Source organism: Thalassospira sp. ABL2_045, assembly GCF_056161285.1.
In genome coordinates, this window is record NZ_JBSWYV010000002.1 from 157,825 (window position 1) to 181,306 (window position 23,482).

A 23,482-nucleotide genomic window follows, 5' to 3' on the forward strand; every position below is an offset into this window, starting at 1 on the left:
GAAAGATGCATATGGCGACCGGGATGCCCGGATGGGCACCCCTGTCAGCCAAACACTTAGTACTCGTTTTGCTCAAGCTCGACATTGAGGCCAAGCGAACGGAGTTCTTTAACGAGAACGTTAAAGGATTCCGGAATGCCAGCTTCAAACGTGTCTTCGCCGCGAACAATGGCTTCGTAGACCTTGGTACGGCCCGAAACGTCGTCCGACTTGACCGTGAGCATTTCCTGAAGGGTGTATGCAGCACCGTAAGCTTCGAGTGCCCACACTTCCATCTCCCCGAAACGCTGGCCACCGAACTGCGCCTTACCACCCAGCGGCTGCTGGGTAACAAGAGAGTACGGACCAATCGAACGTGCGTGGATCTTGTCGTCGACCAAGTGGTGCAGTTTGAGCATGTAGATATAGCCCACTGTCACCTTGCGATGGAATTTCTCACCGGTACGACCGTCATAGAGGTCGACCTGGCCAGAACCATCAAGGCCTGCTTTTTCAAGCATACGAACAACATCCGGCTCACGGGCGCCGTCGAAGACCGGGGTGGCCATCGGGACGCCGCGACGCAGGTTGTTACCAAGTTCAATGACATCGCCATCAGAAAGTTCTTTGATGCCAGCAACATATTCGTCGCCTTCATAGACATCATTGAGCTTGCTGCGCAGGTCATCCATCTCGCCACGACCATCGGCAACAGCATCGACGAGATCGCCGATCTGTTCACCCAGACCACGTGATGCCCAACCAAGGTGGGTTTCAAGGATCTGGCCGACGTTCATACGCGACGGAACACCCAGCGGGTTCAAAACGATATCGACCGGCGTACCATCATCAAGGTGCGGCATGTCTTCGACCGGCATAATGCGCGATACGACACCCTTGTTCCCGTGACGGCCGGCCATTTTATCACCCGGCTGCATTTTACGTTTAACTGCGACAAAGACTTTGACCATCTTCATCACGCCCGGCGGCAGTTCGTCGCCGGCCTGCAGTTTGTCGACCTTGTCATCGAAGCGGGCCTGAAGAACAGCAATCGATTCCTCGAACTGCTTTTTCAGAGCTTCGATGTCGGACATGACATTGTCATCTGCAACAGCGATCTGACGCCAAAGACCACGGGCAACACCCGACAGGCTTTCTTCGGTCAGTTCACCGCTCAGGCCCTTTGGACCATCAACCAGTTTCTGACCAACCAGAAGGTTCTGCAGACGACCATAGAAGTTACGCTCAAGGATCGCGCGTTCGTCATCGCGGTCCTGTGCGAGACGTTCGATCTCGGCGCGTTCGATGGCCAGAGCACGTTCGTCCTTGTCAACGCCACGACGTGAGAACACGCGGACTTCAACAATGGTACCGAACTGTCCCGGCGGGACACGCAGCGAGGTATCGCGAACGTCAGATGCTTTTTCACCGAAGATGGCGCGCAGAAGTTTTTCTTCCGGCGTCATCGGGCTTTCGCCCTTCGGCGTTACCTTACCGACAAGGATATCGCCCGGCTTGATTTCCGCACCGATGTAGACAATGCCCGCCTCGTCGAGGTTTTTGAGCGCTTCTTCACCGACATTCGGAATATCACGGGTGATTTCTTCCTGACCAAGCTTGGTATCGCGGGCCATGACTTCGAATTCCTCGATGTGGATCGAGGTGTAAACGTCATCACGGGCAATACGTTCGGACAGAAGGATAGAATCCTCGAAGTTGTAACCGTTCCACGGCATGAACGCGACGAGCACGTTACGGCCGAGAGCCAGTTCACCCATATCGGTACACGGACCATCCGAGATGATGTCACCCTTTTCGACGACATCGCCAACTTTCACCAGCGGACGCTGGTTGATGCAGCTGCCCTGGTTGGAACGCTGATATTTCAGCAGGGTGTAGATATCGACACCCGATTCCGAAGCGGCAATGTCACCGGTTGCGCGGATAACCATACGGGTCGCGTCAACGGATTCAACAACACCATCACGGCGTGCGATCAGGGTTGCCCCCGAATCACGTGCCACCGGAACTTCCATACCGGTCCCGACATACGGTGCTTCAGAGCGGATCAGCGGAACCGCCTGACGCTGCATGTTCGAGCCCATCAGTGCGCGGTTCGCGTCATCGTTCTCAAGGAACGGAATGAGCGCGGATGCGACCGATACCAGCTGCTTCGGCGAGACGTCCATCAGGTCGATCTCTTCGGAGCGGGCCATGTAGTGGTCACCGGCTTTACGGGTGTTGATCAGTTCGTTGGTGAAGCTGAAGTCATCGTTAAGCGGTTCGTTTGCCTGTGCGATAACATAACGGCCTTCTTCGATCGCCGAGAGATAAATAACCTCTGCGGTGACGTTGCCGTCGACAACCTTACGATACGGGCTTTCGATGAAGCCGTACTGGTTGACGCGGGCAAAGGTCGCCAGCGAGTTGATCAGACCAATGTTCGGACCTTCCGGCGTTTCAACCGGGCAGATACGACCATAGTGGGTCGGATGAACGTCACGAACTTCAAAGCCGGCACGCTCACGGGTCAAACCACCCGGGCCAAGCGCCGAAAGACGACGTTTGTGGGTAATTTCCGAAAGCGGGTTGGTCTGGTCCATGAACTGCGACAGCTGCGAAGAGCCGAAGAATTCACGCACAGCAGCCGCAACCGGCTTGGCATTGATCAGGTCATGCGGCATGACGTTGTCGATCTCGACCGAGCTCATACGCTCGCGGATCGCACGTTCCATACGCAGCAGACCAACGCGGAACTGGTTTTCCATCAGCTCGCCAACCGAACGCAGACGACGGTTACCGAGGTGGTCAATATCGTCAATCTCGCCACGACCGTCTTTCAGGTCGATCAGAACACGGACGACTTCCAGAATGTCTTCGCGACGCAGGATACGAACGGTGTCTTCGCATTCCAGGTTCAGACGCGCATTCATCTTCACGCGACCAACCGCGGAAAGATCGTAACGCTCTGAATCGAAGAACAGGCCCTTGAACATGGCTTCCGCACCCTCGAGGGTCGGCGGTTCGCCCGGGCGCATCACGCGATAGATGTCCACAAGGGCTTCTTCGCGGTTGCTGTTCTTGTCCAGCGCCATGGTGTTACGCAGATACGGACCAACCTGGTTGTGGTCGATCATCAGCAGACGAACGGAATCAACACCCCATTCTTTAAGCTGCTCGAACACTTCCTCGGTCAGTTCGTGACCAGCTTCTGCCAGGATCTCGCCGGTTTCGCCGTCGATGAGGTCATCGGCCATGAACCAGCCATTAAGCTGGTCTTCAGGTACGAGGATCTCGGTGACGCCTTTTTCGGTGATCTTGTTGGCGGAACGCTTGGTGATCTTCGAGCCGGCAGCAGCAACAACTTCGCCGCTTTTGGCGTCAATCAGATCAAAGACAAGTTTCTGGCCGATGTAACGGTCTGCGGTGAAATCGGTAACCCAACCATCCTTGGTGCGGCGATATTCAGCCGACTCATAGTAATAGTTGAGGATTTCTTCCGGGGTCAGACCTTCGATTTCCGACGGATCGACAGAGCGGCCTTCTTCGGCACGCTGTGCACGCAGTTCCTGGGACTCTGCATTTTCCAGAGCCATCAGCAGCGTGGTCGCCGGCAGTTTGCGGCGACGGTCGATACGGACATACAGAATGTCTTTTGCATCGAATTCGAAATCGAGCCAGGAACCACGATACGGAATGACACGTGCGGCAAACAGATATTTGCCCGAGCTGTGGCTCTTGCCCTTGTCATGATCGAAGAAGACACCCGGCGAGCGGTGCATCTGGGAAACAATCACACGCTCGGTGCCGTTCACGATAAAGGTACCGTGTTCGGTCATGAGCGGCATGTCGCCCATATAGACGTCCTGCTCTTTGATATCGCGGATCGAGCGTGCGCCCGTGTCCTCGTCGATATCCCAGACAACCAGGCGCAGAGTTACACGCAGCGGTGCGGCAAAGGTCATGCCACGCTGGCGACACTCTTCGGTATCGTATTTGGGCTGCTCAAGCTCATACGAAACGAATTCAAGAGTTGCGCGTTCCGAAAAATCTTTAATCGGAAAGACGCTCTTGAATACTTCCTGAAGACCTGCATCGTCCCGCTGCTCCTGCGAGATTCCGGTCTGCAAAAACTTATCGTAGGAATTCTTTTGAACCTCGATGAGGTTCGGGAGCGGAGCGACTTCGCTGATCCGTCCAAAGCTTTTGCGGATGCGCTTTCGACCAGTAAAGGACTTATCCATCATCGTTCCTTTAATCGCGCCTCCCCACACCGTCCGAACTCGTTCGTCCCTGCTCTGCCACGCATGCGAGTCGCACAAAACGCGTACAGCACAACGACGCCCGAGCCCCGTACGGGGCGGGCGTTCACTTGATTATGACCGTGGATGTTATTTGACATCCAACTTGATTGAGATCACTGATCCCTCGGCTGTCGACGCCGTCAAAGATAACCTCTGACCTAAACGGCCTTACGTTATGTACGATTACCTTTGGCAGCGTCAACCGTTAAATTCCTGTTCGCGCCGCTGCACCCACCTGACCCGATTGCCGGGAAGCACAGAGACGGAAGGGTCGGCGCCCAGAGGACGCCGACCCAGACCTTGGCAAGAAGCCGTCGATTACTTGAGTTCGACGGTTGCGCCGGCTTCTTCCAGCTTCTTCTTGATTTCTTCGGCTTCGTCCTTAGCAGCGCCTTCTTTGACGGCTTTCGGAGCGCCTTCAACCAGTTCCTTGGCTTCTTTGAGGCCAAGACCGGTGATGCCGCGGACTTCTTTGATGACGTTGATTTTCTTGTCACCAGCAGAGGTCAGAACGACGTCGAATTCGGTTTTTTCTTCAGCAGCTTCGCCACCGGCAGCAGCGCCACCAGCAGCAGCAACAGCTACCGGAGCAGCGGCGGAAACGCCCCACTCTTCTTCGAGAAGTTTGGAAAGTTCTGCAGCTTCAAGAACGGTGAGCTTGGAAAGCTCTTCAACGAGTGCCTTAAGATCGGCCATTTTACTATACTCCTAGGCTTGAACTTAGATATCTGGGATATCTGATTAGTTTGGTTTACGCGGCTTCGCCTTTGTCGGCATATGCCTTCAGCACCTGGGCGATCTGGCCCGCCGGCTTGGAGGTCAGCGTAGCGATACGCTGTGCCGGGGTCTGGATCATACCCACCAGCTTGCCACGAAGTTCGTCCAGCGACGGCAGTTCTGCCAGAGCTTTAACGCCCTTCTCATCCAGAACCTGTTCGCCGATAGCACCAGCGACAAGCACGAGCTTCTCGTTGGATTTTGCGAACTTCGAAGCTACTTTCGCGACCGAAGCCGGATCGGCGGAATAGCCAATCGCGGTCGGGCCGGTGAAGTAGTCAGCAAGACCAGCAAATTTGGTGCCTTCCAGAGCAAGTCGCGTAAGCCGGTTTTTGGTGACCTTGAAGCCCGCACCAGCTTCACGCATCTGCGCACGAAGAGCGGTAATTTCAGCAACCGTCAGACCCTTATACTGGGTGATGACGACGCCTTCCGCACCTTCGAACACTTCGCGCATTTCTGCTACGAACTGTTGTTTTTCATCGCGGTTCACTTTTAGTCTCCGACATTGCTTATTGCCCTGAACCCCACAAGGAGGTTCACAGACGCGACCAGTCCTTTCGAACCGGTCTGTTACGCCCGTCCGTTTGCCAGATGTTCAAGCCTTGTGTGAATCCCCGATGGGGAAAACCTAAGAACCGGAACCTCTGCCTATGCAGGGAATTAAGAGTGGCAAATCCCACTCACCTGCAGTCTGGGACAGACAGGTAGAGAGGGCATGACGCCCTCTCCGGTCCTGACCGATCCGAAAACCGGTCAGAATTCGAAAATTCTTACTTCGACGCGATGTCCGCAATCGACAGCTTGACGCCAGCACCCATGGTGGAGCTCAGCGCTGCACGCTCAAGGTAGGTACCTTTTGCGCCAATCGGTTTTGCTTTAACGATCGCGTTTACGAATGCTTTTGCATTCTCAAGGATCTGTTCTTCACTGAACGATGCCTTGCCGATACCTGCATGAACGATACCGTTTTTCTCGGCGCGGAACTGGACCTGGCCAGCTTTGGCGTCGGAAACGGCGGTCGCAACATCCATGGTGACAGTGCCGAGTTTCGGGTTCGGCATCAGGCCGCGCGGGCCGAGTACCTTACCGAGACGGCCGACAACAGCCATCATGTCCGGGGTTGCAATAACGCGATCATAGTTCAGATCGCCTTTCTGCATTGCTTCCATCAGGTCTTCGGCGCCAACAGCGTCTGCACCAGCTTTCTGGGCTTCTTCTGCTTTTGCGTCTTTTGCGAAGACAGCAACGCGCATGGTTTTACCGGTACCATGCGGCAGGGAAACAACACCACGGACCATCTGGTCAGCGTGACGCGGATCAACACCAAGGTTCATGGCCATTTCGATGGTTTCATCGAATTTGGCTTTTGCACCTTCTTTGACGAGCTTCACAGCAGCTGCGAGTTCGTACTGGGTGTTACGGTCGATGCCCTCATAGGCCTGGGCAAGGCGTTTACCAGTCTTGGCCATCGTCTTACTCCACAACCTCGAGACCCATCGCACGGGCAGAGCCCTCGATCATTGCCATCGCGCCATCAACGTCAAATGCGTTGAGGTCAGCCATTTTGGCTTCTGCGATTTCTTTGACCTGTGCTTTGGTTACCTTACCAACATAGCCTTTACCGGTGGTACCGGAACCCTTGGCAATGCCTGCTGCCTTTTTCAGGAAGTAGGATGCCGGCGGGGTTTTGGTGATGAAGGAGAAGGAACGGTCGGAATAAACGGTGATGACGACCGGAATCGGCATACCAGGTTCCATCTGCTGGGTCGATGCGTTGAACGCCTTGCAGAATTCCATGATATTCACGCCGCGCTGACCAAGAGCCGGGCCGACAGGCGGCGACGGATTGGCTTTGCCGGCGGGAATCTGCAGCTTAAGATAGCCGTCGATTTTCTTCGCCATTAGAGTACCTCTTACAGAAGCGCGCGGTCCGGCCATGGCTGACCTCCCGCGCCTTGATTGCTGCCTGCGTATACAGGCAGCGACTTAAATTTTCAAGATCGTTTTTTAAAGCTTCTCGACCTGGGTGTATTCCAGCTCGACCGGAGTTGAACGACCGAAGATCGAAACAGACACCTTCAAGCGTGCACGTTCTTCATCAATCCCTTCGACGATACCGTTAAACGATGCAAACGGACCGTCGGAAACGCGAACTTCCTCGCCGATATCGAATGCGATGGTCGGCTTCGGACGATCAACACCTTCCTGCACCTGATGCAGAATGTGCTGAGCTTCCTTTTCGGAAATCGGCATCGGCTTGCCACGGCTACCGAGGAAATCTGTAACCTTGGCGGTATTCTTGACCAGATGCCAGCTTTCGTCGGTGAGATCCATCTTCAGCAGGACATAGCCCGGGAAAAACTTCCGCTCGGCATTGACCTTGGTGCCGCGACGCATCTCGACAGTTTCTTCCGTCGGAACCAGGACCTCTTCGATTTCGCCCTCAAGACCTTTCTTGATGGACTGCTCACGGATCGACTGGGCGACCTTTTTCTCAAAACCGGAGTGAACGTGCAAAACGTACCAGCGATGCGCCATGACTTAACCCCCAACACCAAAGACCAGCTTAACACCCCATGCGAGGAGCTGATCGACAACAAAGAAGAAAACAGACGCAAGAGCAACCATTACGAATACCATAATGGTCGAAACAGTCGTTTCCTTACGGGACGGCCACGAGACTTTTTTCGCCTCGGTGCGGACCTGCTGTACGAATTGTGCTGGCGACGTTTTAGCCATTGTCGGGGTTACACCGCTTTCTAATGCTTTATTTCACAACCCGGAAAAAGTGGCAGGAGAGGAGGGACTCGAACCCCCGACACTCGGTTTTGGAGACCGATGCTCTACCAACTGAGCTACACTCCTACAAGGCATCAGAAAGTTGAAAAGCTTATCTTCTTTCTGACTAAATCCCGCCCGGGTGGCGGGGTGTGCGGGCGGGTTATAGCCGCCCGCACATCCAAGATCAAGCACTCAATCGTGCAAAATCTCAAAAATTATTCGATGATTTTCGCAACAACGCCCGCGCCGACGGTACGACCGCCTTCACGGATTGCGAAACGCAGACCTTCGTCCATTGCGATCGGTGCAATGAGGGTTGCGGTCATCTGAACGTTGTCGCCCGGCATAACCATTTCCGTGCCTGCCGGCAGCTCGATCGAACCGGTTACGTCAGTCGTACGGAAGTAGAACTGTGGACGGTAGTTCGAGAAGAACGGCGTATGACGGCCACCTTCATCCTTGTTCAGGATGTAGGCTTCTGCTTCGAATTTGGTGTGCGGGGTGATCGAGCCAACGTGTGCCAGAACCTGGCCACGCTCGACGTCTTCACGCTTGGTACCACGCAGCAGCGCGCCAATGTTGTCGCCAGCTTCGCCCTGGTCGAGCAGCTTGCGGAACATTTCAACGCCGGTAACGGTGGTTTTAACGGTGTCTTTGATGCCGACGATTTCGATTTCTTCGCCAACTTTAACAACACCGGTTTCAACACGACCGGTCACAACCGTACCACGACCCGAGATCGAGAACACGTCTTCGATCGGCATCAGGAACGGCTTGTCTTTCGGACGATCCGGAGCCGGGATGAAGTCGTCAACCGCTTTCATCAGCTCGAGGATCGCGTTCTTGCCGATTTCGTCATCGCGACCTTCCAGAGCAGCAAGAGCCGAGCCCTTGATGATCGGAATATCGTCGCCCGGGAAGTCGTAGGACGACAGAAGTTCGCGGATTTCCATTTCGACGAGCTCGAGAAGCTCTTCGTCATCGACCTGGTCAACTTTGTTCATGAAGACAACCAGGGCCGGAACGCCAACCTGACGCGCGAGCAGGATGTGCTCACGGGTCTGCGGCATCGGGCCGTCAGCAGCCGAAACGACGAGGATACCGCCGTCCATCTGTGCCGCACCAGTGATCATGTTTTTAACATAGTCAGCGTGGCCTGGGCAGTCGACGTGTGCGTAGTGACGGTTCTCGGTCTCATACTCAACGTGCGCGGTCGAGATCGTGATACCACGAGCTTTCTCTTCCGGTGCTTTGTCGATGTCGCTGTAGTCCTGGAACGAACCACCACCGGCTTCTGCCAGAACTTTGGTGATTGCTGCGGTCAGCGTGGTTTTACCGTGGTCAACGTGGCCGACGGTGCCTACGTTAACGTGCGGTTTTGTACGCTCAAACTTTTCCTTGGCCATTGCCCTCAGATCCTAATTATCCGAACCAAAAAAACACGTAGAAACCCACCGCACGAGCCGACGGGTTGCATCATAATAATATTGGAGCGGGTGAAGGGAATCGAACCCTCGTCGTAAGCTTGGAAGGCTTCTGCTCTACCATTGAGCTACACCCGCATATTTCTAGTGCGAGCTCTCGCGAGGGCGAGAGAATGGTGGAGGGGGCAGGATTCGAACCTGCGTAGACTAAGTCGGCGGATTTACAGTCCGCTGCATTTGACCGCTCTGCCACCCCTCCATCAGGGTCGTAACGCCATCCGGGTTTGACCCCGGCCTCGTTGCGGCGAGGGAGGGAATACGGCGAAGGCCCCTCCCCTGTCAACAGCAAAAAAAGCACGAAATCGTATTTCCTTTCCTATATGTTCCCCAAGTTTCGCAGATCAGGCGAAGCAAACTGCATTAGGTCCCCTACGTATTCCCCAAGGCCCGGAGGTTTCCGCCATTATGTCGCGTCGCAATAAATCCCGTTCAGGAAATCGTCATCACGGCGATGGTGCGCCCGATGCGCTCCCGCAAGGCGATGAAAACCGCGAAGGCAATTCGCGCCGCGGACGAAAACGCGGTCGTGACAGCGGGGGATCGGGGGGCAATTCGCGCCTGATTCTTTTCGGGCGTCACCCGGTGATGATGGCAATTGCCAATCCGCAGCGCACGATTCACAAAATCTGGGCCACCGAAAACACCCGCGATGAGGTCATGGCTGCCCTCGCCGATGCCGAGCGCAGCGACATCGCGGTAGATTCGGCCGGACGTACCGACCTTGATGAAATGCTGCCACCAGGCACGGTGCATCAGGGCATGGCGATGCATTGCGCCCCCCTGCCCCAGCTGTCGGTCGAGGAACTGATTGCCGATCATCGCGATTCAGAGCAATGCACGGTCTTGATCCTTGATCAGGTGACCGACCCGCACAATGTCGGCGCGATCCTGCGCAGTGCGGCCGCCTTAGGCGCATCCGCCGTCATTGTGCCGGATCGTCACGCCCCGCCGGAAACCGGTGTTCTGGCCAAATCGGCCAGTGGTGCGCTTGAAACCGTGCCCTATATTCATGCCGGGAACCTCAACCAGACGCTTGATAAGCTTAAAGGCGCGCATTTCTGGCTGGCGGGGATGGACGGTTATGCCACCCAGACACTGGCCGAAGCCAAGCTTGGCGGGCGTGTGGGCATTGTCATGGGATCGGAGGGCGAAGGATTGCGGCGTTTGACGCGCGAAAGCTGTGATTTTCTGGTCAAGCTTCCGATGTCGGATCGCATCGAAAGCCTCAATGTTTCCAACGCGGCTGCGGTCGCGCTTTACGAGCTCTATCGCAAGTAGGTCACAGCCCGCAAACACGGGCGTTTAAGGGGTTTTCACGGGATGTAAATTTCCCTGCTGCAAACTCTTGCATTCATGGGCAGCCCGGATTATGTTTCGCGCCGCTCACGCCGGCATAGCTATAATTGGTAGAGCAGCTGATTTGTAATCAGAAGGTTGGGAGTTCGAGTCTCTCTGCCGGCACCATTAAAGAAACCCCCGCAGCCCATGGCTTGCGGGGGTTTCTTTTGGTTGGTTGGCAATCTCTGCCCTACCCGTCGCGGCGCGACGAGGCATAGCGTTCCGACAGCTCGTAATAGTCGTCAAAGCCGATGCGTTGGCGCAGGTCCGCCCAGCCCATCAGTTTGTCGTCACGCGGCTGGCCGTGCTTCATGGTTTGCAGGCATTCGACCATGGCCTTCATCGCCGCTGCCATCAGAGACAGCGGATAGGCCGCGATCTGATAACCGATTTCCTTGAGTTCTTCGGGTGAGAGGTCCGGGGTTTCGCCGCCCTCGACGATGTTGGCCATCTTGGGGCCGGGAAGCTCGGCACACAGTTTGCGCATTTCATCGACCGATTTCGGGGCTTCGACAAACAGGATGTCGGCACCGAGTTCCTTGAACTTTGCCGCACGGTCAATTGCCTCGGACAACCCGTGTTGATGCCGTGCATCGGTGCGCGCCAGGATCAGGATATCTGCGCCGGCTTCGCGGGCATCGACCGCGGCCTTGATGCGATCAAAGGCCTCGTCACGGCCAACGACTTCCTTGCCCTTGGTATGGCCGCAGCGTTTGGGGGCCAGTTGATCCTCGATCATGACAGCCGCACAGCCCGCCTTGGCAAAGCCGGTGACGGTGCGCCGGACATTCATGGCGTTGCCATAGCCGGTATCGCCATCGCCGATCACGGGGATGGACACCGCATCGGTAATGTTGCGGGCCTGATCCAGGACCTCGCCATAGGACATCAGGCCGAGATCAGGTTCGCCAATGCGCGCGGCAGAGGTGGCAAAGCCCGACATGAAGGTCAGGCCGAATCCCTCCTGCTCGATCAGTTTGGCGGAAAGCGCATCAAAGCAGCAGGGCATGGTAATCAGATCCCCCGTGGCAAGCAGCGCACGCAGGGTATCGGCAGGTGATTTTGCTTTGGTCATCGGTCTTTACAGCTTGAAGGGAATATAAAGGGCGAGATCGTGCCACAGATACAAAATCGCGGCACAGACAAACATTAGGGTCAGGAACGGCGCGACACCCCGGGCCACCTCACCCAGCCGGGCCTTGGCGACCGACTGAATGACATAGAGGTTAAGCCCGACAGGCGGCGTGATCAGGGCACACTCGACCATGATCACCATATAGACGCCAAACCAGATCGGATCGAATCCGAGGGCAAGGGCCGCTGGCAACAATACCGGCGTCATGATGAGCACCATGGAAAGCGCTTCGAACACCAATCCCATCACCAGAAGCACGGCGGTCACGATCAGGATAAAGCCAAGTTCGGTATCAACCCCTTGCGTGATCATCACCGAGATATCCTGTGGGATGCGATACAGCGTGATCGCCTTGCCGAATACCTTGGCTCCGGCAATGATCAGAATGATCGCAACCGTGGTCGCCATACTGTCAAACACCGCTTTTTTCAGCGCGTCCCATGTCAGAACCCGCATGATCGGGCCGGTGATGAGAAGCGCTGCGGCAAAGCCGATGGCAGCGGCCTCGGTCGGGGTGAAGGCGCCGGAATAGATGCCGGAAATAATCAAAACCGCCAGCACGACCGACGGCAGGGCCCGGATGGTGGCGCGCTTGCGTTCCGCCCAGCCCTTTTTGGGTTCCAGCTCCTGCCCGCCCATGCGGGCATAGATCATCGAAAAGATGATAAAGAACAGCAAAAGCGCGATCCCGGGGCCAATCCCGGCCAGGAACAGCGCGATCACGGACTCTTCGGTGACAAAGCCATAAATGATCATCGGGATCGACGGCGGGATCAAAATCCCAAGCGTGCCGCCTGCAGCCAGCAAGCCATAAACGAACCGCTTGTTATAGCCACGATTGATCATTTCCGGGATGGCCACCGTGCCAATGGTCGCGGCGGTTGCGACCGAGGATCCGGAAATGGCGGCAAACACACCACATGACAGGATGGTCGCCACCGCAAGCCCGCCCGGCCAATGGCCGACCCAGGCACTGACCGCAGCAAACAGGTCATTGCCGACACCGGCGCGCAACAGGATGTTGGACATCAAAAGGAACAGCGGCACGGCCAGCAGGATAAAGCCATCGAGCGTGGACAGAACCGCCTGCGGGGCCATCAGCGGCGAAAAGCCTCCAAGCAACAACATCGCAAGCCCGAGCCCGCCAAGGGCAAAGGCGACCGGCACACGCATCAAAAGCAGCGAAAACATCGCCGCCAGGGTCAGGACAATCGTCATTCGTGTGCCCCTTTCGGAATATCCTTGCCACGCGCAAGTCCGATGATTTCAATCACCGCCTGAATGGCAAGCAGGGCAAAGCCGATGGCAACCGGCAGTTCGGCAATCCATGCCGGAAGATCAAGCATGGTGCCGCTGGTGCGCCCGCGTTCGAAACTTTCATAGAAAATCTCCCAGCCCTTGATGGTCACCATCACTGAGAAGGCCAGAATGCAGGCCATGGCGATGATTTCGACAAGGCGCTGGATCTTGGGGGCGAGAAGCCGGGTCACCGCATCCACCGAAATATGGCGACGCGCCGACAGCGCCCAGGGCATGCCCAAAAGCGATCCCCAGATCAGGCACAGCTGCGAAAGTTCGGCCGCCCAGATGGTCGGTCGCACGAAGAAATAGCGTGCCAGCACTTCGTAGGTCAGCATGCAGCCCGCCAGTACGAACAAGATGGCCGCGACCCACGCAAGAATAAGCGTTAATCGATCAAACATGATTTAAACAGTGCATGTTGGAAGACGGGAAGCCATCACCGCGACAGTATGAAAACCAGTGGAACCTGCGCGGTGATGACACCAAATCAGATCAAGCCCAGATGAAGCCCAGTTCAGCTTCAAGCGACGTCCGGTCGGCATCCATCCGCAATCATGGCTGGCATGGCAGATGGCACCCGACCGGCGAGCGTCAAAGGACTTAGAACTTCTGAGCGGCCTCAAAGACCTGTTTGCCGAGATCACCGGCATCTTCAAGGAAGGCGTCATAGACAGGCTGTGCAACCGAACGCCATTTGGTCAGTTCTTCCTCGGTCGGTTTATAGACCGTCATGCCGGCTTCTTCGGATGCGGCATAGGCTGCTGCCTCGATCTCGCTCATGCGGTTGCGCACATCGGCCTCGGCATTCATGGCCGCGGTGTTGATGATGCTGCGCTGTTCGTCGGTCAGACCGTTCCAGAAGTCGGTATTGACCACGACAATGAACTCGACATCGGCATGGTTGGTCACGGTGATGTTGTCCATGACTTCCCAAAGCTGACGGGATTTAACGCCCGAAACACCGGTCATGCCGATATCAACCGTACCGCGCTGATAGGCGATATATTGTTCGGAACCGGAAATCAGGGTCGGCGCACCGCCGGCAGAAACCGTGAAATCACCCAGCGTCTTGCCAAAGACACGGACCTTTTTGCCTTCCATGTCTTCCGGGCCATGCAGTGGTGCATCCTTGGACAGCATGATGGCCCCACCATAAGCCTGCCACCACAGAACCGACGCACCGGTTTCGGCAATCGCGGCATCAAGCGGCGCACGTACCGGGGAATCCTTGGCGGTCGCCTTGCGGACCTTTTCCTCGGTATCAAACAGGAACGGCTGATAGAACACATCGACCGCCGGAATATCACCGACATAGCGGGTCAGCGATGCCACACCCATTTCAATCGCACCCGAGCCAACAGCAGCCGGGACTTCCTTGTCCTTGTAAAGCTGGGCTGAGTCATAAATCTGGACTTCGATATCGCCGTTTGACTTTTCCTCAACCTCGTTCTTGAACATCAAAAGGTTCTGACCGAGGTGGCTTTTCATCGGCAATTGCAGGGAAATACGCAATGTCAGGTCTGCGGCCTGAACGGTGCCGGAAAATCCGACAGCTGCCATCAATGCGGCAGCAAGGGCAAATTTCTTCATGATGGACGTCCTCCGAGAATTTTTATTCTGTTTCTTGCGTCAGGACGGCAAGGATGCGCCCATTTTTCGGCGCGGTTCAACATGTTTTGACTACGGCGAAACCCTGATCCCGCATGTCTTGATGCGGCGCACACAGAGGCCGAACACTACGGTAAAAAGACATCGCGAATACCAGCGCCGATATGATTACGGCACTGCAGTAATTAAATTTAATTGAGCAACAGTCAGTCAAAGACCGATTCTGGCATGCCAGAACACCCGTTCTGAATACAAATCCGAGAATCGTATAGGGTTTCAAACCACTATCTGATGATGCGCTTATACATCACGGTCGTGGCACTGAGCTTTTCTGAGTCCGGATCGCGGGCGAAATCGGGGATGATGCCCGTCGTCTCGAAGCCAAGTGCGGTGTAAAGCACCTCGGCACTGTCGCCGGTGCGGGTATCGAGCGTCAGAAGGGTCCGGCCGAGTTCGCGCGCACGGGTTTCTGCTGCTTGCATCAGCAATCTGGCAATGCCACGCCGGCGGCAATCGGGGCGCACCATCAGTTTGCTGATATCACCGCGATGGACCTGATTGGGCATGGTATCGTAATCAAGCTGCACTGTTCCGACCACCCGGTCCCCATCAAGGGCGGCAAACAGGATGCGCTTTCCCCCCTTAAGCGCCGGGATGGTTTTCCCACGCCAGAAGGCGGCAGCCTCGCTTAGCGGGAAAGGATCAATAAAGCCGATGCTGGCCCCGTCATGGACGCAGGCATGAAGCATTTCGGCGAACTGATCCAGACGGGCTGTGAGTTCATCAGCATCAAGGGTGAGGATTTCGGGATGGGGTTTTGTTTGCGGGTTCGACATCATGGGGGGTTCTTTCGATTAGTCGATGATAAACAGGTGGTACTTTGCCCCCTGATCCGGTGGTGTCTGAAAAACGTTGCCACCGCGCAATTGATAGCGCAGGCAATCGCCCTTCCGCAGGTCATGGGTTCGGCCATCTATTTTCATAGCAAGCGCGCCTTCGAGCATCACCAGATGATGTTCAAGCCCGTCGCGCGGCGATCCGTCATATTCAATGCGCTGACCTGGACCAATTTCGACTTCGATCACCTCGCCCGATAGCTGCTTTGATGTCGGGGAGACCAGCCGCCTTTGATAGCCGGTATCCGGATCGGTCCAGATTTCCTGATCATCGCGTGCGACCAGCGGGGCAAAGTCGTCTTCGACCATCTGCATCAGACGCGACAGGGTTACGCCGAAGGCGACACAGAGTTTGCCCAGCACGCTTGCGGTCGGGCTGACTTCGCCCTTTTCGATGCGCGACAGGCTGGCGCGACTGACTGCACTTTTCTGTGCGAGTTCATCGAGTGACCAGCCGCGTTCTGCACGCAGATCGGCCAGGCGATGGGCCAATCGGGTTTCTATTTCGTCCATAACAAACTCCGCGAATCTCTTATTTGGGATAATTTCCCTTTTATGAGAATTCGTCAAGATGGAAAAACCGGCCCCGCAGTCTGCACAGGCCGGTTCCCATTAAATCAAGGCATTATGTCCCGAAGGGTACCGCCTCAGGCATTGCCTGCCGGGATACGGGCAACGACCTTGATCTCGAAATCAAAGCCGGCCAGCCAATTGACGCCAACGGCTGTCCAGTTGGGATAAGGCGCCTGATCAAAGACAGCCCCCTTCACCGCCATGATGTCATCGAACTGGTTTTCCGGGTCGGTGTGGAAGGTGGTGACGTCAACTATGTCATCAAAGCTGCAATCGGCAGCCTTCAGCACGGCCTTGAGATTATCAAAGGCACGCTCGACCTGCTTTTTGAAATCAGGTTCGGGGGAGCCATCTTCGCGGCTGCCGACCTGGCCTGAGACAAACAACAGATCGCCGGATCGAATGGCCGGGGAATAGCCGTGGGCCTCATACAGCGCATGTCGGTTGGGCGGGAAGACGGGTTGGTTTGCGAGGGCCATAAAGACCTCCTTGTTTGAGGAAAATCAGCGGTGTGGTGTTTTGAGCTCAATTCAGATACGCTGCGTATGTGAAGACAGATATATTCACATACATCACGTATGTCAATTAACATACGCGGCGTATGTTAAATTCGGAGTGCCTGATGGCTGCCAAGACGCGCGCTGAAAAAATGGAAGAAACCCGCCTCAAACTGATCGCAGCAGGTCGCAAGGCCTTTGCCGAGAAGGGTTATGCGGATGCCTCGATGGATGAGTTGACCGCGACAGCCGGCCTGACGCGCGGCGCGCTGTATCATAATTTCGGGGACAAACGCGGCTTGCTGGCGGCTGTTGTGGATGAGGTAGATTCGGCCATGGCGCAAAAGGCCAAGGATACCGGGGATGCTGCCGGGGGTGGCTGGGACGGCTTGATGGCGGAGGGCCGGACCTATATCGAACTGGCCCTTGATCCCGAAATCCAGCGGATCGTGCTGCGAGATGGACCAGCCTTTCTGGGGGATCCCTCGCAATGGCCCAGTCAGAACCGCTGCTTGCAGGCAACGATCAAGACGCTCACGGAACTGGCCGATCAGAGCGCCATCAAACCGGTCGATATCGAGGCCCTGGCGAGATTGCTAAATGGTGTTGCGATGAATGCCGCCCTTTGGGTCGCAGCCAGTGACGATCCGCAAGACACACTGCGCAAGGCAATCGCCGCGTTTGAAATTCTTGCCGCGGGTGTGTTGGTGACACCTGCCGACAAATGATGTCCGCTTAACTGTGCGCTGAATGCTTAGGTGCCGGGATCACATTCCGGTCCCTGCCCCGTCATCAAGACGGGTCAGGCATCCTCGGCACCTTCAAGATCAAACCCGGCACGGGTCCAGCTTTGAATGCCGCCCTTGAGGTTGCTGACGGCGCAATCGACATGTTGCAGAACGGCGTTGGCGGCGCCAAAGGAGCGCTGACCGACCGAGCAGACAAAGACCAGATCGGTGTCACTTTCATCGGTGAGATCGACAAGGGCCGGGATATCGAAGTTCGAGGTCGGGATATTGATCGCGGTTTCGATATGGCCGGTTGCGAATTCTTCGACCTCGCGGACATCAATGACGGTGACGGCTTCTTCGCCGATCAGACGATCAAGTTCATGCGGTTCGATAAACTGTACGGTTTCGTCGCTCATAGTGATGTCCTTTTGGTGCCGTTTTGGGCCCGATCCTGTTTGCCCGTGATAGCGCCGGGCCCGCCTATTACGCAAATGCAAAATAATTTTGGTCGAGGCCTTTGACCAAAAAGCGGCACCAACACTGGACTGGCGGTCACTTAGATGTGAACAGGACCACATAATTTTCGGCTCTTCGACTTAAGCATCGTCTTGCGAAATCAGTTCCTTATTCCCACGTCTGAAGAACAGGGCAATTTGCCTTGGCAGGCTCAAAGGTCATTTTGATTTTCATTCGACAGAAGCCTGCCCCGACATATTCAATGTCGGCTTATTGGTCGCCGCACCGGGACCCAAAAGAGTCTGATCAAGACTGCAAAACGGCATACAGGCCGCAACTGCACAATCGAATTTTCACACGTTTGGCACGATCTGCCAGAGATTAATCGTGAACGCCTTTTGTTAATGCATGACCGTCTGGCGACGTCCCATCGCAGGAGACATGCCGACGTCGCCAAAACAAGGTCGGGCATTTCGCGCCCCGTAAAAGACAGAACGCATCATTGCGCAAGAACAGGAATGAAACAGGAAACACAAGTTTGACAGTGCGATAACGTTTGAAAGGAGACCGCGCCATGGCTGAGAAGGATATCTTCGAGCTGTATGCGGAAGGCTATGACGGAAAGCAGGAAACTGAACTGACCATCCGCGATTACCTTAATCTGTGTCGCGAAGACCCGACTGCCTATGCCTCTGCCGCTGAACGCATGATTACTGCGATTGGTGAACCGGAACTGATCGACACCTCGACAGATTCCCGACTAGGCCGCATTTTCCTGAACCGGACCATCAAACGTTATCCAGCCTTTGCCGATTTCTATGGCATGGAAGAAACCATCGAGCGCATTGTCGGCTTCTTCAAATACGCAGCCCAAGGACTTGAGGAACGCAAACAGGTGCTTTACCTGCTGGGGCCGGTTGGCGGCGGTAAAAGTTCGCTTGCCGAACGGCTCAAGGAGCTGATGGAACGTGAACCGATTTATGTCCTTAAGGCAGGCGATGAAATCAGCCCGGTCTTTGAAAGCCCGCTTGGTCTGTTTAACCCGGCCAAGATGGGCGACGCGATTGAAGACAAATACGGCATTCCCAAACGTCGACTGACCGGGCTTATGTCGCCCTGGGCGGTCAAGCGTCTGGATGAGTTTGGCGGGGATCTGACCAAGTTTTCGGTCGTCAAGCTAATCCCGTCGCGCCTGCGTCAGATCGCAATTGCCAAAACCGAACCCGGTGATGAGAACAATCAGGATATCTCATCACTTGTTGGTAAGGTCGATATCCGCAAGCTTGAATATTTCAGCCAGAACGACCCGGATGCCTATAGCTATTCCGGCGGTCTGAACCGTGCCAACCAGGGGCTCCTTGAATTTGTCGAGATGTTTAAGGCGCCGATCAAGATGCTGCATCCGTTGCTGACCGCGACACAGGAAAGCAACTATATCGGCACGGAAAACCTTGGCGCCATTCCGTTCCAGGGTCTGATTCTGGCCCACTCGAACGAGGCCGAGTGGCAAAGCTTCAAGGCCAACAAGAATAACGAGGCCTTCATTGACCGCATTTCCGTGATCAAGGTGCCCTATTGCCTGCGGGTAACAGAAGAAACCATGATCTACGACAAGCTGTTGCAGGGCTCCGAGCTTGAACACGGGTCCTGTGCCCCCGGCACGCTCAAGATGCTGGCGCAGTTTTCAGTGCTGTCACGCCTGCAGGAACATGAAAACTCCAATCTTTATTCCAAGATGCGGGTCTATGACGGCGAGACATTGAAGGATGTCGATCCCAAGGCGAAATCCATGCAGGAATACCGCGACACCGCCGGTGTTGATGAGGGCATGGATGGCATTTCAACCCGCTTTGCCTTCAAGGTTCTGTCGGAAACCTTTAACCATGACACGCACGAAGTTGCCGCAGATCCGGTGCATCTGATGTACGTGATGGAACAGGCCATCCGGCGCGAACAGTACCCGGAAGAACGCGAAAAGGCCTATATGGACTTCATCAAGTCCGAACTGGCCCCGCGCTATGCCGAGTTTATCGGGGCAGAAATCCAGAAGGCCTATCTCGAAAGCTATTCCGATTATGGTCAGAACCTGTTTGATCGGTATGTCGCTTATGCCGACGCCTGGATCGAGGATCAGGACTTCAAGGATCCCGATACCGGTCAGCTTCTCGATCGCAAGATCATTGATCAGGAGCTTTCGAAAATCGAGAAACCGGCGGGCATCGCCAATCCCAAGGATTTCCGTAACGAGGTCGTCAAGTTTGCCCTGCGGGCGCGTGCCAATAACAAGGGCAAAAACCCGGCATGGACATCCTATGAGAAACTGCGCGATGTGATCGAAAAACGCATGTTCAGTCAGGTCGAGGACCTGCTGCCGGTGATTTCGTTCGGCTCGAAAAAGGACAGCGAGACCGAGAAGAAACACAACGAATTCGTCAAACGCATGATCGATCGCAAATATACCGAACGTCAGACCCGCCGTCTGGTCGAATGGTACATGCGTGTCAACAAGGCCGGTTAAGCTTCCCCCTGTCTTTCCCGGCCCGACCGGGCGGCATCGTCCCTTGTCCGCCCGGTTACTTCTTCGCCGCAGGATGTGGCCTTGGTCCATCACCCAATGTCACATCCTGCGGGCATTCAAGGCGCAAGCGACCTGCACAACGCGCTTTTGAACCGTGCAAGGATGTGACTGCCCATGCTTTATATTGTGGATCGCCGCAAGAACCCGACCGGCAAAAGTCTTGGCAACCGGCAACGTTTCATGCGCCGCGCAAAGGCCCAGATCAAAAAGGCGGTTGAAAACACCATCCGGTCGCGCGGCATTACCGATATTTCCAGTGGCGATCAGATCACCATTCCCGGCAAGACGTTGAAGGAACCGGGTTTCCATCACCAAGGCCGCGGCGGCAACCGCAACTATGTCCTGCCCGGCAACAAGAAGTTTGTTCAGGGGGATCGCATTGCCCGCCCGCAAGGCGGCGATAATGGATCGGGCGGATCGCAAGCCAGCCCCGACGGTGAAGGTGAAGATGAATTCCAGTTCACGCTGACCCGTGACGAGTTTCTGGATGTCTTCTTTGAAGATCTGGAACTGCCCGACCTTTTGAAAAAAAGCCTCAAGCAGACCACCGCCTTTCGCACGGCACGGGCGGGCTTTTCGGTTGAGGGCACACCATCGAACCTGAGCCTTGTGCGGACCATGCGCAATTCACTGGCACGGCGGATCGGGCTCAGGCGTCCGAAAACCGCCGAGGTGCGCGAACTTGAAGAAAAGATATCCGCCCTGCAGGCCAAGGCGGAAAAACGCCCGAATGGCAAACTGACCAAAGCCGATGACGAAACCCTTCATACCCTGCTGGCCGATCTCGAGGAAGCCAAACGGCGAATGAAGGCGATCCCGTTCATTGATCCGATTGATACCCGCTATAACCAGTTCCAGCAGATCCCCGATCCCAATACACAGGCGGTGATGTTCTGTCTGATGGACGTGTCGGGATCGATGTCTGAGCAGATGAAGGAACTGGCCAAGCGGTTCTTCATGCTTTTGCATCTTTTCCTGCATCGCAAATACGAGCATGTCGAGGTGGTGTTTATCCGCCATACATCGCGCGCAGCCGAGGTTGATGAGGAAACCTTTTTCTATTCGCGCGAAACCGGCGGCACGATCGTGTCCACGGCACTCGAGGAAATGAAAAAGGTGCTGGCGGATCGCTACCCCACTGATCAGTGGAACATCTATGCCGCCCAGGCTTCGGACGGGGATAACTATTCCAACGACGGTGCGAAATGCACCGCCCTACTGGCCGAGGACCTTTTGCCGAAATGCCAGTATTACGCCTATATCGAAATCACCGATGAGCGCGAGGCAGAGATATTCGCCGCCGCCGAAGGTGAAACCGCCCTTTGGAAGGCTTATGCCCCGATTGCCCGTGACAATCCGCAATTCGCCCTGAAACGGGTGACGAAGGCCGCCGACATTTTCCCGGTCTTCAGGGAACTGTTTGCCAAAAACCGTGCGGAGGCCAAGCTATGAGCAGCAAGACCAAATCCGCCGACAAACTTCTTTTCACCAGTGCCGACTGGGATTTCGAGACGCTGAAAGCGACCTATGACGCGATTGAGGATATCGCAATCAACGAGCTCAAGCTTGATGTCTATCCCAATCAGGTCGAGGTGATCACATCCGAGCAGATGCTGGATGCCTATTCCTCGATTGGCATGCCGCTGATGTATCATCACTGGTCGTTTGGCAAACGCTTCGTGCGTGACGATGTTATGTATCGCAAGGGCTATCAGGGGCTGGCCTATGAGATCGTGATCAACTCAAACCCGTGCATTTCCTATGTGATGGAAGAAAACACCATCGTCATGCAGGCGCTGGTGATCGCACATGCGGCGTTCGGGCATAATCACTTTTTCAAGAACAACTACCTGTTCAAGCAATGGACCGATGCCGACGGCATTCTTGATTACCTGCAATTTGCCAAGCGCTATATCGCCAAATGCGAGGACCGGTATGGCTTTGATGCGGTTGAGCGGATCCTTGATGCCGCGCACGCCCTGATGGATCAGGGGGTTAATCGCTATTCCCGGCCGGAAAAACCCAACCTTGCCGCCGAGTTGGAGCGCGAGCGCGAACGCGCCAAATATGAAGACGAGACCTATAACGATCTGTGGCGCACCCTGCCCCAGTCCGACCCCGGTGATCAGGACATGGACGAGCTCAAACGCAAGATGCGGGTCGAGGAACGCCGCGCGCAGTTTGGCCTGCCCGAAGAAAACCTGCTTTATTTCCTCGAAAAGAACGCCCCGTCGCTTCAGGCGTGGGAGCGCGAGATTTTGCGCATCGTGCGCAATATCGGACAGTATTTCTATCCGCAGAAACAGACCAAGGTGATGAATGAAGGCTGCGCGTGCTATGTGCATTACGCCATCATGAACAGCCTGTATGACAAGGGCCTGATTTCCGAAGGCGCTATGATGGAATTCATCGATTACCATTCCCGCGTGGTGTTTCAGGCCGAATATGATGATCAGCGCTATTCGGGCTTTAACCCCTATGCGCTTGGTTTTGCCATGATGCAGGACATCCACCGCATCTGTGTTGACCCGACCGAGGAAGACCATAAATGGTTCCCCGATATCGCGGGTAACAATGAACCGGTCAAAACGCTTAAGGAAGCCTGGGCGCATTACCGCGATGAAAGCTTCATCCTGCAGTTCCTGTCACCAAAGCTGATGCGCGACATGCGGATGTTCATGATCAATGATCACAGCACGACACCGCATCTCGAAGTTGCCGCCATCCATGATGACAGTGGCTATCGCAAGGTGCGCCGGTCCCTGGCCCGGATGCATGACATTTCAGTGCGCGAACCGGACATGCAGGTGGTTGATGTCGATATCCGTGGCAACCGTCAGCTTTATATCCAGCATACCGAACATGAAGGCATCCGCCTTGAAAAGTCCGAAGCCGAAATGACGCTGGGCTATATCGGGCAATTGTGGGGCTATGGCGTGACATTGCAGGCCGTCGATTACGAAAGCGGCGAAATCCTGCATGAAATGAATTTCCAGCCCGAAGACCTGGCCGGGAATTGATCACCGTCCCCATCGCATCC

General features: G+C 55.5%; 21 protein-coding genes and 4 tRNA genes. 6 read left to right on the forward strand and 19 right to left on the reverse strand.

The window, feature by feature from the left end; genetic code table 11:
- Nucleotides 1-56 precede the first annotated feature (56 nt).
- From rpoB to ACXAIA_RS04920, 11 genes are all read right to left on the reverse strand, one after another.
- Complete coding sequence (rpoB, locus tag ACXAIA_RS04870) at nt 57-4,223, reverse strand: DNA-directed RNA polymerase subunit beta (RefSeq protein ID WP_475348351.1); 4,167 nt, start codon at nt 4,221-4,223, stop codon at nt 57-59.
- Nucleotides 4,224-4,601: 378 nt separating this feature from the next.
- Nucleotides 4,602-4,979: a 50S ribosomal protein L7/L12 gene (gene rplL, locus ACXAIA_RS04875; RefSeq protein WP_475348352.1), complete on the reverse strand. Its 378-nt coding sequence runs from the start codon at nt 4,977-4,979 to the stop codon at nt 4,602-4,604.
- Between the two features lie 55 nt (nt 4,980-5,034).
- Entirely contained in the window at nt 5,035-5,553 is a 519-nt protein-coding gene (rplJ, locus tag ACXAIA_RS04880) for a 50S ribosomal protein L10 (protein WP_475348353.1), read from the reverse strand.
- Nucleotides 5,554-5,833: 280 nt separating this feature from the next.
- On the reverse strand, nt 5,834-6,532 hold the full coding sequence (gene rplA / locus ACXAIA_RS04885) for a 50S ribosomal protein L1 (protein WP_475348354.1): 699 nt from the start codon (nt 6,530-6,532) through the stop codon (nt 5,834-5,836).
- Between the two features lie 4 nt (nt 6,533-6,536).
- Nucleotides 6,537-6,965, reverse strand: a complete 429-nt coding sequence (gene rplK, locus ACXAIA_RS04890; protein ID WP_475348355.1) for a 50S ribosomal protein L11 — start codon at nt 6,963-6,965, stop codon at nt 6,537-6,539.
- 105 nt (nt 6,966-7,070) lie between these two features.
- Nucleotides 7,071-7,601: a transcription termination/antitermination protein NusG gene (gene nusG / locus ACXAIA_RS04895; RefSeq protein WP_475348356.1), complete on the reverse strand. Its 531-nt coding sequence runs from the start codon at nt 7,599-7,601 to the stop codon at nt 7,071-7,073.
- Nucleotides 7,602-7,604: 3 nt separating this feature from the next.
- Complete coding sequence (gene secE / locus ACXAIA_RS04900) at nt 7,605-7,802, reverse strand: preprotein translocase subunit SecE (RefSeq protein ID WP_022734396.1); 198 nt, start codon at nt 7,800-7,802, stop codon at nt 7,605-7,607.
- Nucleotides 7,803-7,852: 50 nt separating this feature from the next.
- Nucleotides 7,853-7,928, reverse strand: a tRNA-Trp gene (locus tag ACXAIA_RS04905).
- A gap of 131 nt (nt 7,929-8,059) precedes the next feature.
- Nucleotides 8,060-9,250, reverse strand: a complete 1,191-nt coding sequence (tuf, locus tag ACXAIA_RS04910) for an elongation factor Tu (protein WP_475348348.1) — start codon at nt 9,248-9,250, stop codon at nt 8,060-8,062.
- An 82-nt stretch (nt 9,251-9,332) separates the two neighbouring features.
- A tRNA-Gly gene (locus tag ACXAIA_RS04915) sits at nt 9,333-9,406 on the reverse strand.
- Nucleotides 9,407-9,442: 36 nt separating this feature from the next.
- Nucleotides 9,443-9,527 (reverse strand) — tRNA-Tyr (locus ACXAIA_RS04920).
- Nucleotides 9,528-9,733: 206 nt separating this feature from the next.
- Here ACXAIA_RS04920 and rlmB point away from each other — a divergent pair.
- The gene (gene rlmB / locus ACXAIA_RS04925; RefSeq protein ID WP_475348357.1) at nt 9,734-10,606 is read left to right on the forward strand and encodes a 23S rRNA (guanosine(2251)-2'-O)-methyltransferase RlmB; all 873 of its coding nucleotides are present in this window, start codon (nt 9,734-9,736) and stop codon (nt 10,604-10,606) included.
- Nucleotides 10,607-10,715: 109 nt separating this feature from the next.
- Nucleotides 10,716-10,792, forward strand: a tRNA-Thr gene (locus ACXAIA_RS04930).
- Nucleotides 10,793-10,856: 64 nt separating this feature from the next.
- Here the strand turns inward: ACXAIA_RS04930 and ACXAIA_RS04935 are convergent.
- From ACXAIA_RS04935 to ACXAIA_RS04965, 7 genes are all read right to left on the reverse strand, one after another.
- On the reverse strand, nt 10,857-11,741 hold the full coding sequence (locus ACXAIA_RS04935) for an isocitrate lyase/PEP mutase family protein (RefSeq protein WP_475348358.1): 885 nt from the start codon (nt 11,739-11,741) through the stop codon (nt 10,857-10,859).
- Between the two features lie 6 nt (nt 11,742-11,747).
- Entirely contained in the window at nt 11,748-13,019 is a 1,272-nt protein-coding gene (locus tag ACXAIA_RS04940; RefSeq protein ID WP_475348359.1) for a TRAP transporter large permease, read from the reverse strand.
- Entirely contained in the window at nt 13,016-13,504 is a 489-nt protein-coding gene (locus ACXAIA_RS04945; RefSeq protein WP_475348360.1) for a TRAP transporter small permease, read from the reverse strand. The genes ACXAIA_RS04940 and ACXAIA_RS04945 overlap by 4 nt, the downstream gene beginning before the upstream one ends.
- A 199-nt stretch (nt 13,505-13,703) precedes the next feature.
- Nucleotides 13,704-14,693 carry a TRAP transporter substrate-binding protein gene (locus tag ACXAIA_RS04950; protein ID WP_475348361.1) on the reverse strand — a complete coding sequence of 330 codons (990 nt, stop codon included), beginning with the start codon at nt 14,691-14,693 and terminating at the stop codon, nt 13,704-13,706.
- A 302-nt stretch (nt 14,694-14,995) separates the two neighbouring features.
- The gene (locus ACXAIA_RS04955) at nt 14,996-15,550 is read right to left on the reverse strand and encodes an N-acetyltransferase family protein (RefSeq protein WP_475348362.1); all 555 of its coding nucleotides are present in this window, start codon (nt 15,548-15,550) and stop codon (nt 14,996-14,998) included.
- A 15-nt stretch (nt 15,551-15,565) separates the two neighbouring features.
- Complete coding sequence (locus ACXAIA_RS04960; RefSeq protein WP_475348363.1) at nt 15,566-16,120, reverse strand: helix-turn-helix domain-containing protein; 555 nt, start codon at nt 16,118-16,120, stop codon at nt 15,566-15,568.
- Between the two features lie 134 nt (nt 16,121-16,254).
- Complete coding sequence (locus tag ACXAIA_RS04965) at nt 16,255-16,659, reverse strand: RidA family protein (protein WP_475348364.1); 405 nt, start codon at nt 16,657-16,659, stop codon at nt 16,255-16,257.
- Between the two features lie 143 nt (nt 16,660-16,802).
- Here ACXAIA_RS04965 and ACXAIA_RS04970 point away from each other — a divergent pair, with 143 nt between their 5' ends.
- Nucleotides 16,803-17,405 (forward strand): TetR/AcrR family transcriptional regulator, encoded by a 603-nt coding sequence (locus ACXAIA_RS04970; protein WP_475348365.1) that lies wholly within the window; start codon nt 16,803-16,805, stop codon nt 17,403-17,405.
- A 74-nt stretch (nt 17,406-17,479) separates the two neighbouring features.
- Here ACXAIA_RS04970 and ACXAIA_RS04975 read toward each other — a convergent pair whose 3' ends face one another.
- Nucleotides 17,480-17,824, reverse strand: a complete 345-nt coding sequence (locus ACXAIA_RS04975) for a rhodanese-like domain-containing protein (RefSeq protein WP_475348366.1) — start codon at nt 17,822-17,824, stop codon at nt 17,480-17,482.
- 614 nt (nt 17,825-18,438) lie between these two features.
- Here ACXAIA_RS04975 and ACXAIA_RS04980 point away from each other — a divergent pair.
- The 3 genes from ACXAIA_RS04980 (at nt 18,439) to ACXAIA_RS04990 (ending at nt 23,462) form a co-directional block, all read left to right on the forward strand.
- Entirely contained in the window at nt 18,439-20,382 is a 1,944-nt protein-coding gene (locus ACXAIA_RS04980; protein ID WP_475348367.1) for a PrkA family serine protein kinase, read from the forward strand.
- Nucleotides 20,383-20,556: 174 nt separating this feature from the next.
- Nucleotides 20,557-21,894: a YeaH/YhbH family protein gene (locus tag ACXAIA_RS04985; protein ID WP_475348368.1), complete on the forward strand. Its 1,338-nt coding sequence runs from the start codon at nt 20,557-20,559 to the stop codon at nt 21,892-21,894.
- On the forward strand, nt 21,891-23,462 hold the full coding sequence (locus tag ACXAIA_RS04990; RefSeq protein ID WP_475348369.1) for a SpoVR family protein: 1,572 nt from the start codon (nt 21,891-21,893) through the stop codon (nt 23,460-23,462). Before ACXAIA_RS04985 ends, ACXAIA_RS04990 begins: the two co-directional genes overlap by 4 nt.
- Nucleotides 23,463-23,482 lie beyond the last annotated feature (20 nt).

Coding starts and splice junctions, on each gene's coding strand:
- rpoB (WP_475348351.1), bottom strand. CDS start 4,223: ATGGATAAGTCCTTTACTGGTCGAAAGCGCATCCGCAAAAGCTTTGGA.
- rplL (WP_475348352.1), bottom strand. CDS start 4,979: ATGGCCGATCTTAAGGCACTCGTTGAAGAGCTTTCCAAGCTCACCGTT.
- rplA (WP_475348354.1), bottom strand. CDS start 6,532: ATGGCCAAGACTGGTAAACGCCTTGCCCAGGCCTATGAGGGCATCGAC.
- rplK (WP_475348355.1), bottom strand. CDS start 6,965: ATGGCGAAGAAAATCGACGGCTATCTTAAGCTGCAGATTCCCGCCGGC.
- nusG (WP_475348356.1), bottom strand. CDS start 7,601: ATGGCGCATCGCTGGTACGTTTTGCACGTTCACTCCGGTTTTGAGAAA.
- secE (WP_022734396.1), bottom strand. CDS start 7,802: ATGGCTAAAACGTCGCCAGCACAATTCGTACAGCAGGTCCGCACCGAG.
- tuf (WP_475348348.1), bottom strand. CDS start 9,250: ATGGCCAAGGAAAAGTTTGAGCGTACAAAACCGCACGTTAACGTAGGC.
- rlmB (WP_475348357.1), top strand. CDS start 9,734: ATGTCGCGTCGCAATAAATCCCGTTCAGGAAATCGTCATCACGGCGAT.
- ACXAIA_RS04935 (WP_475348358.1), bottom strand. CDS start 11,741: ATGACCAAAGCAAAATCACCTGCCGATACCCTGCGTGCGCTGCTTGCC.
- ACXAIA_RS04940 (WP_475348359.1), bottom strand. CDS start 13,019: ATGACGATTGTCCTGACCCTGGCGGCGATGTTTTCGCTGCTTTTGATG.
- ACXAIA_RS04945 (WP_475348360.1), bottom strand. CDS start 13,504: ATGTTTGATCGATTAACGCTTATTCTTGCGTGGGTCGCGGCCATCTTG.
- ACXAIA_RS04950 (WP_475348361.1), bottom strand. CDS start 14,693: ATGAAGAAATTTGCCCTTGCTGCCGCATTGATGGCAGCTGTCGGATTT.
- ACXAIA_RS04955 (WP_475348362.1), bottom strand. CDS start 15,550: ATGATGTCGAACCCGCAAACAAAACCCCATCCCGAAATCCTCACCCTT.
- ACXAIA_RS04960 (WP_475348363.1), bottom strand. CDS start 16,120: ATGGACGAAATAGAAACCCGATTGGCCCATCGCCTGGCCGATCTGCGT.
- ACXAIA_RS04965 (WP_475348364.1), bottom strand. CDS start 16,659: ATGGCCCTCGCAAACCAACCCGTCTTCCCGCCCAACCGACATGCGCTG.
- ACXAIA_RS04970 (WP_475348365.1), top strand. CDS start 16,803: ATGGCTGCCAAGACGCGCGCTGAAAAAATGGAAGAAACCCGCCTCAAA.
- ACXAIA_RS04975 (WP_475348366.1), bottom strand. CDS start 17,824: ATGAGCGACGAAACCGTACAGTTTATCGAACCGCATGAACTTGATCGT.
- ACXAIA_RS04980 (WP_475348367.1), top strand. CDS start 18,439: ATGGCTGAGAAGGATATCTTCGAGCTGTATGCGGAAGGCTATGACGGA.
- ACXAIA_RS04985 (WP_475348368.1), top strand. CDS start 20,557: ATGCTTTATATTGTGGATCGCCGCAAGAACCCGACCGGCAAAAGTCTT.
- ACXAIA_RS04990 (WP_475348369.1), top strand. CDS start 21,891: ATGAGCAGCAAGACCAAATCCGCCGACAAACTTCTTTTCACCAGTGCC.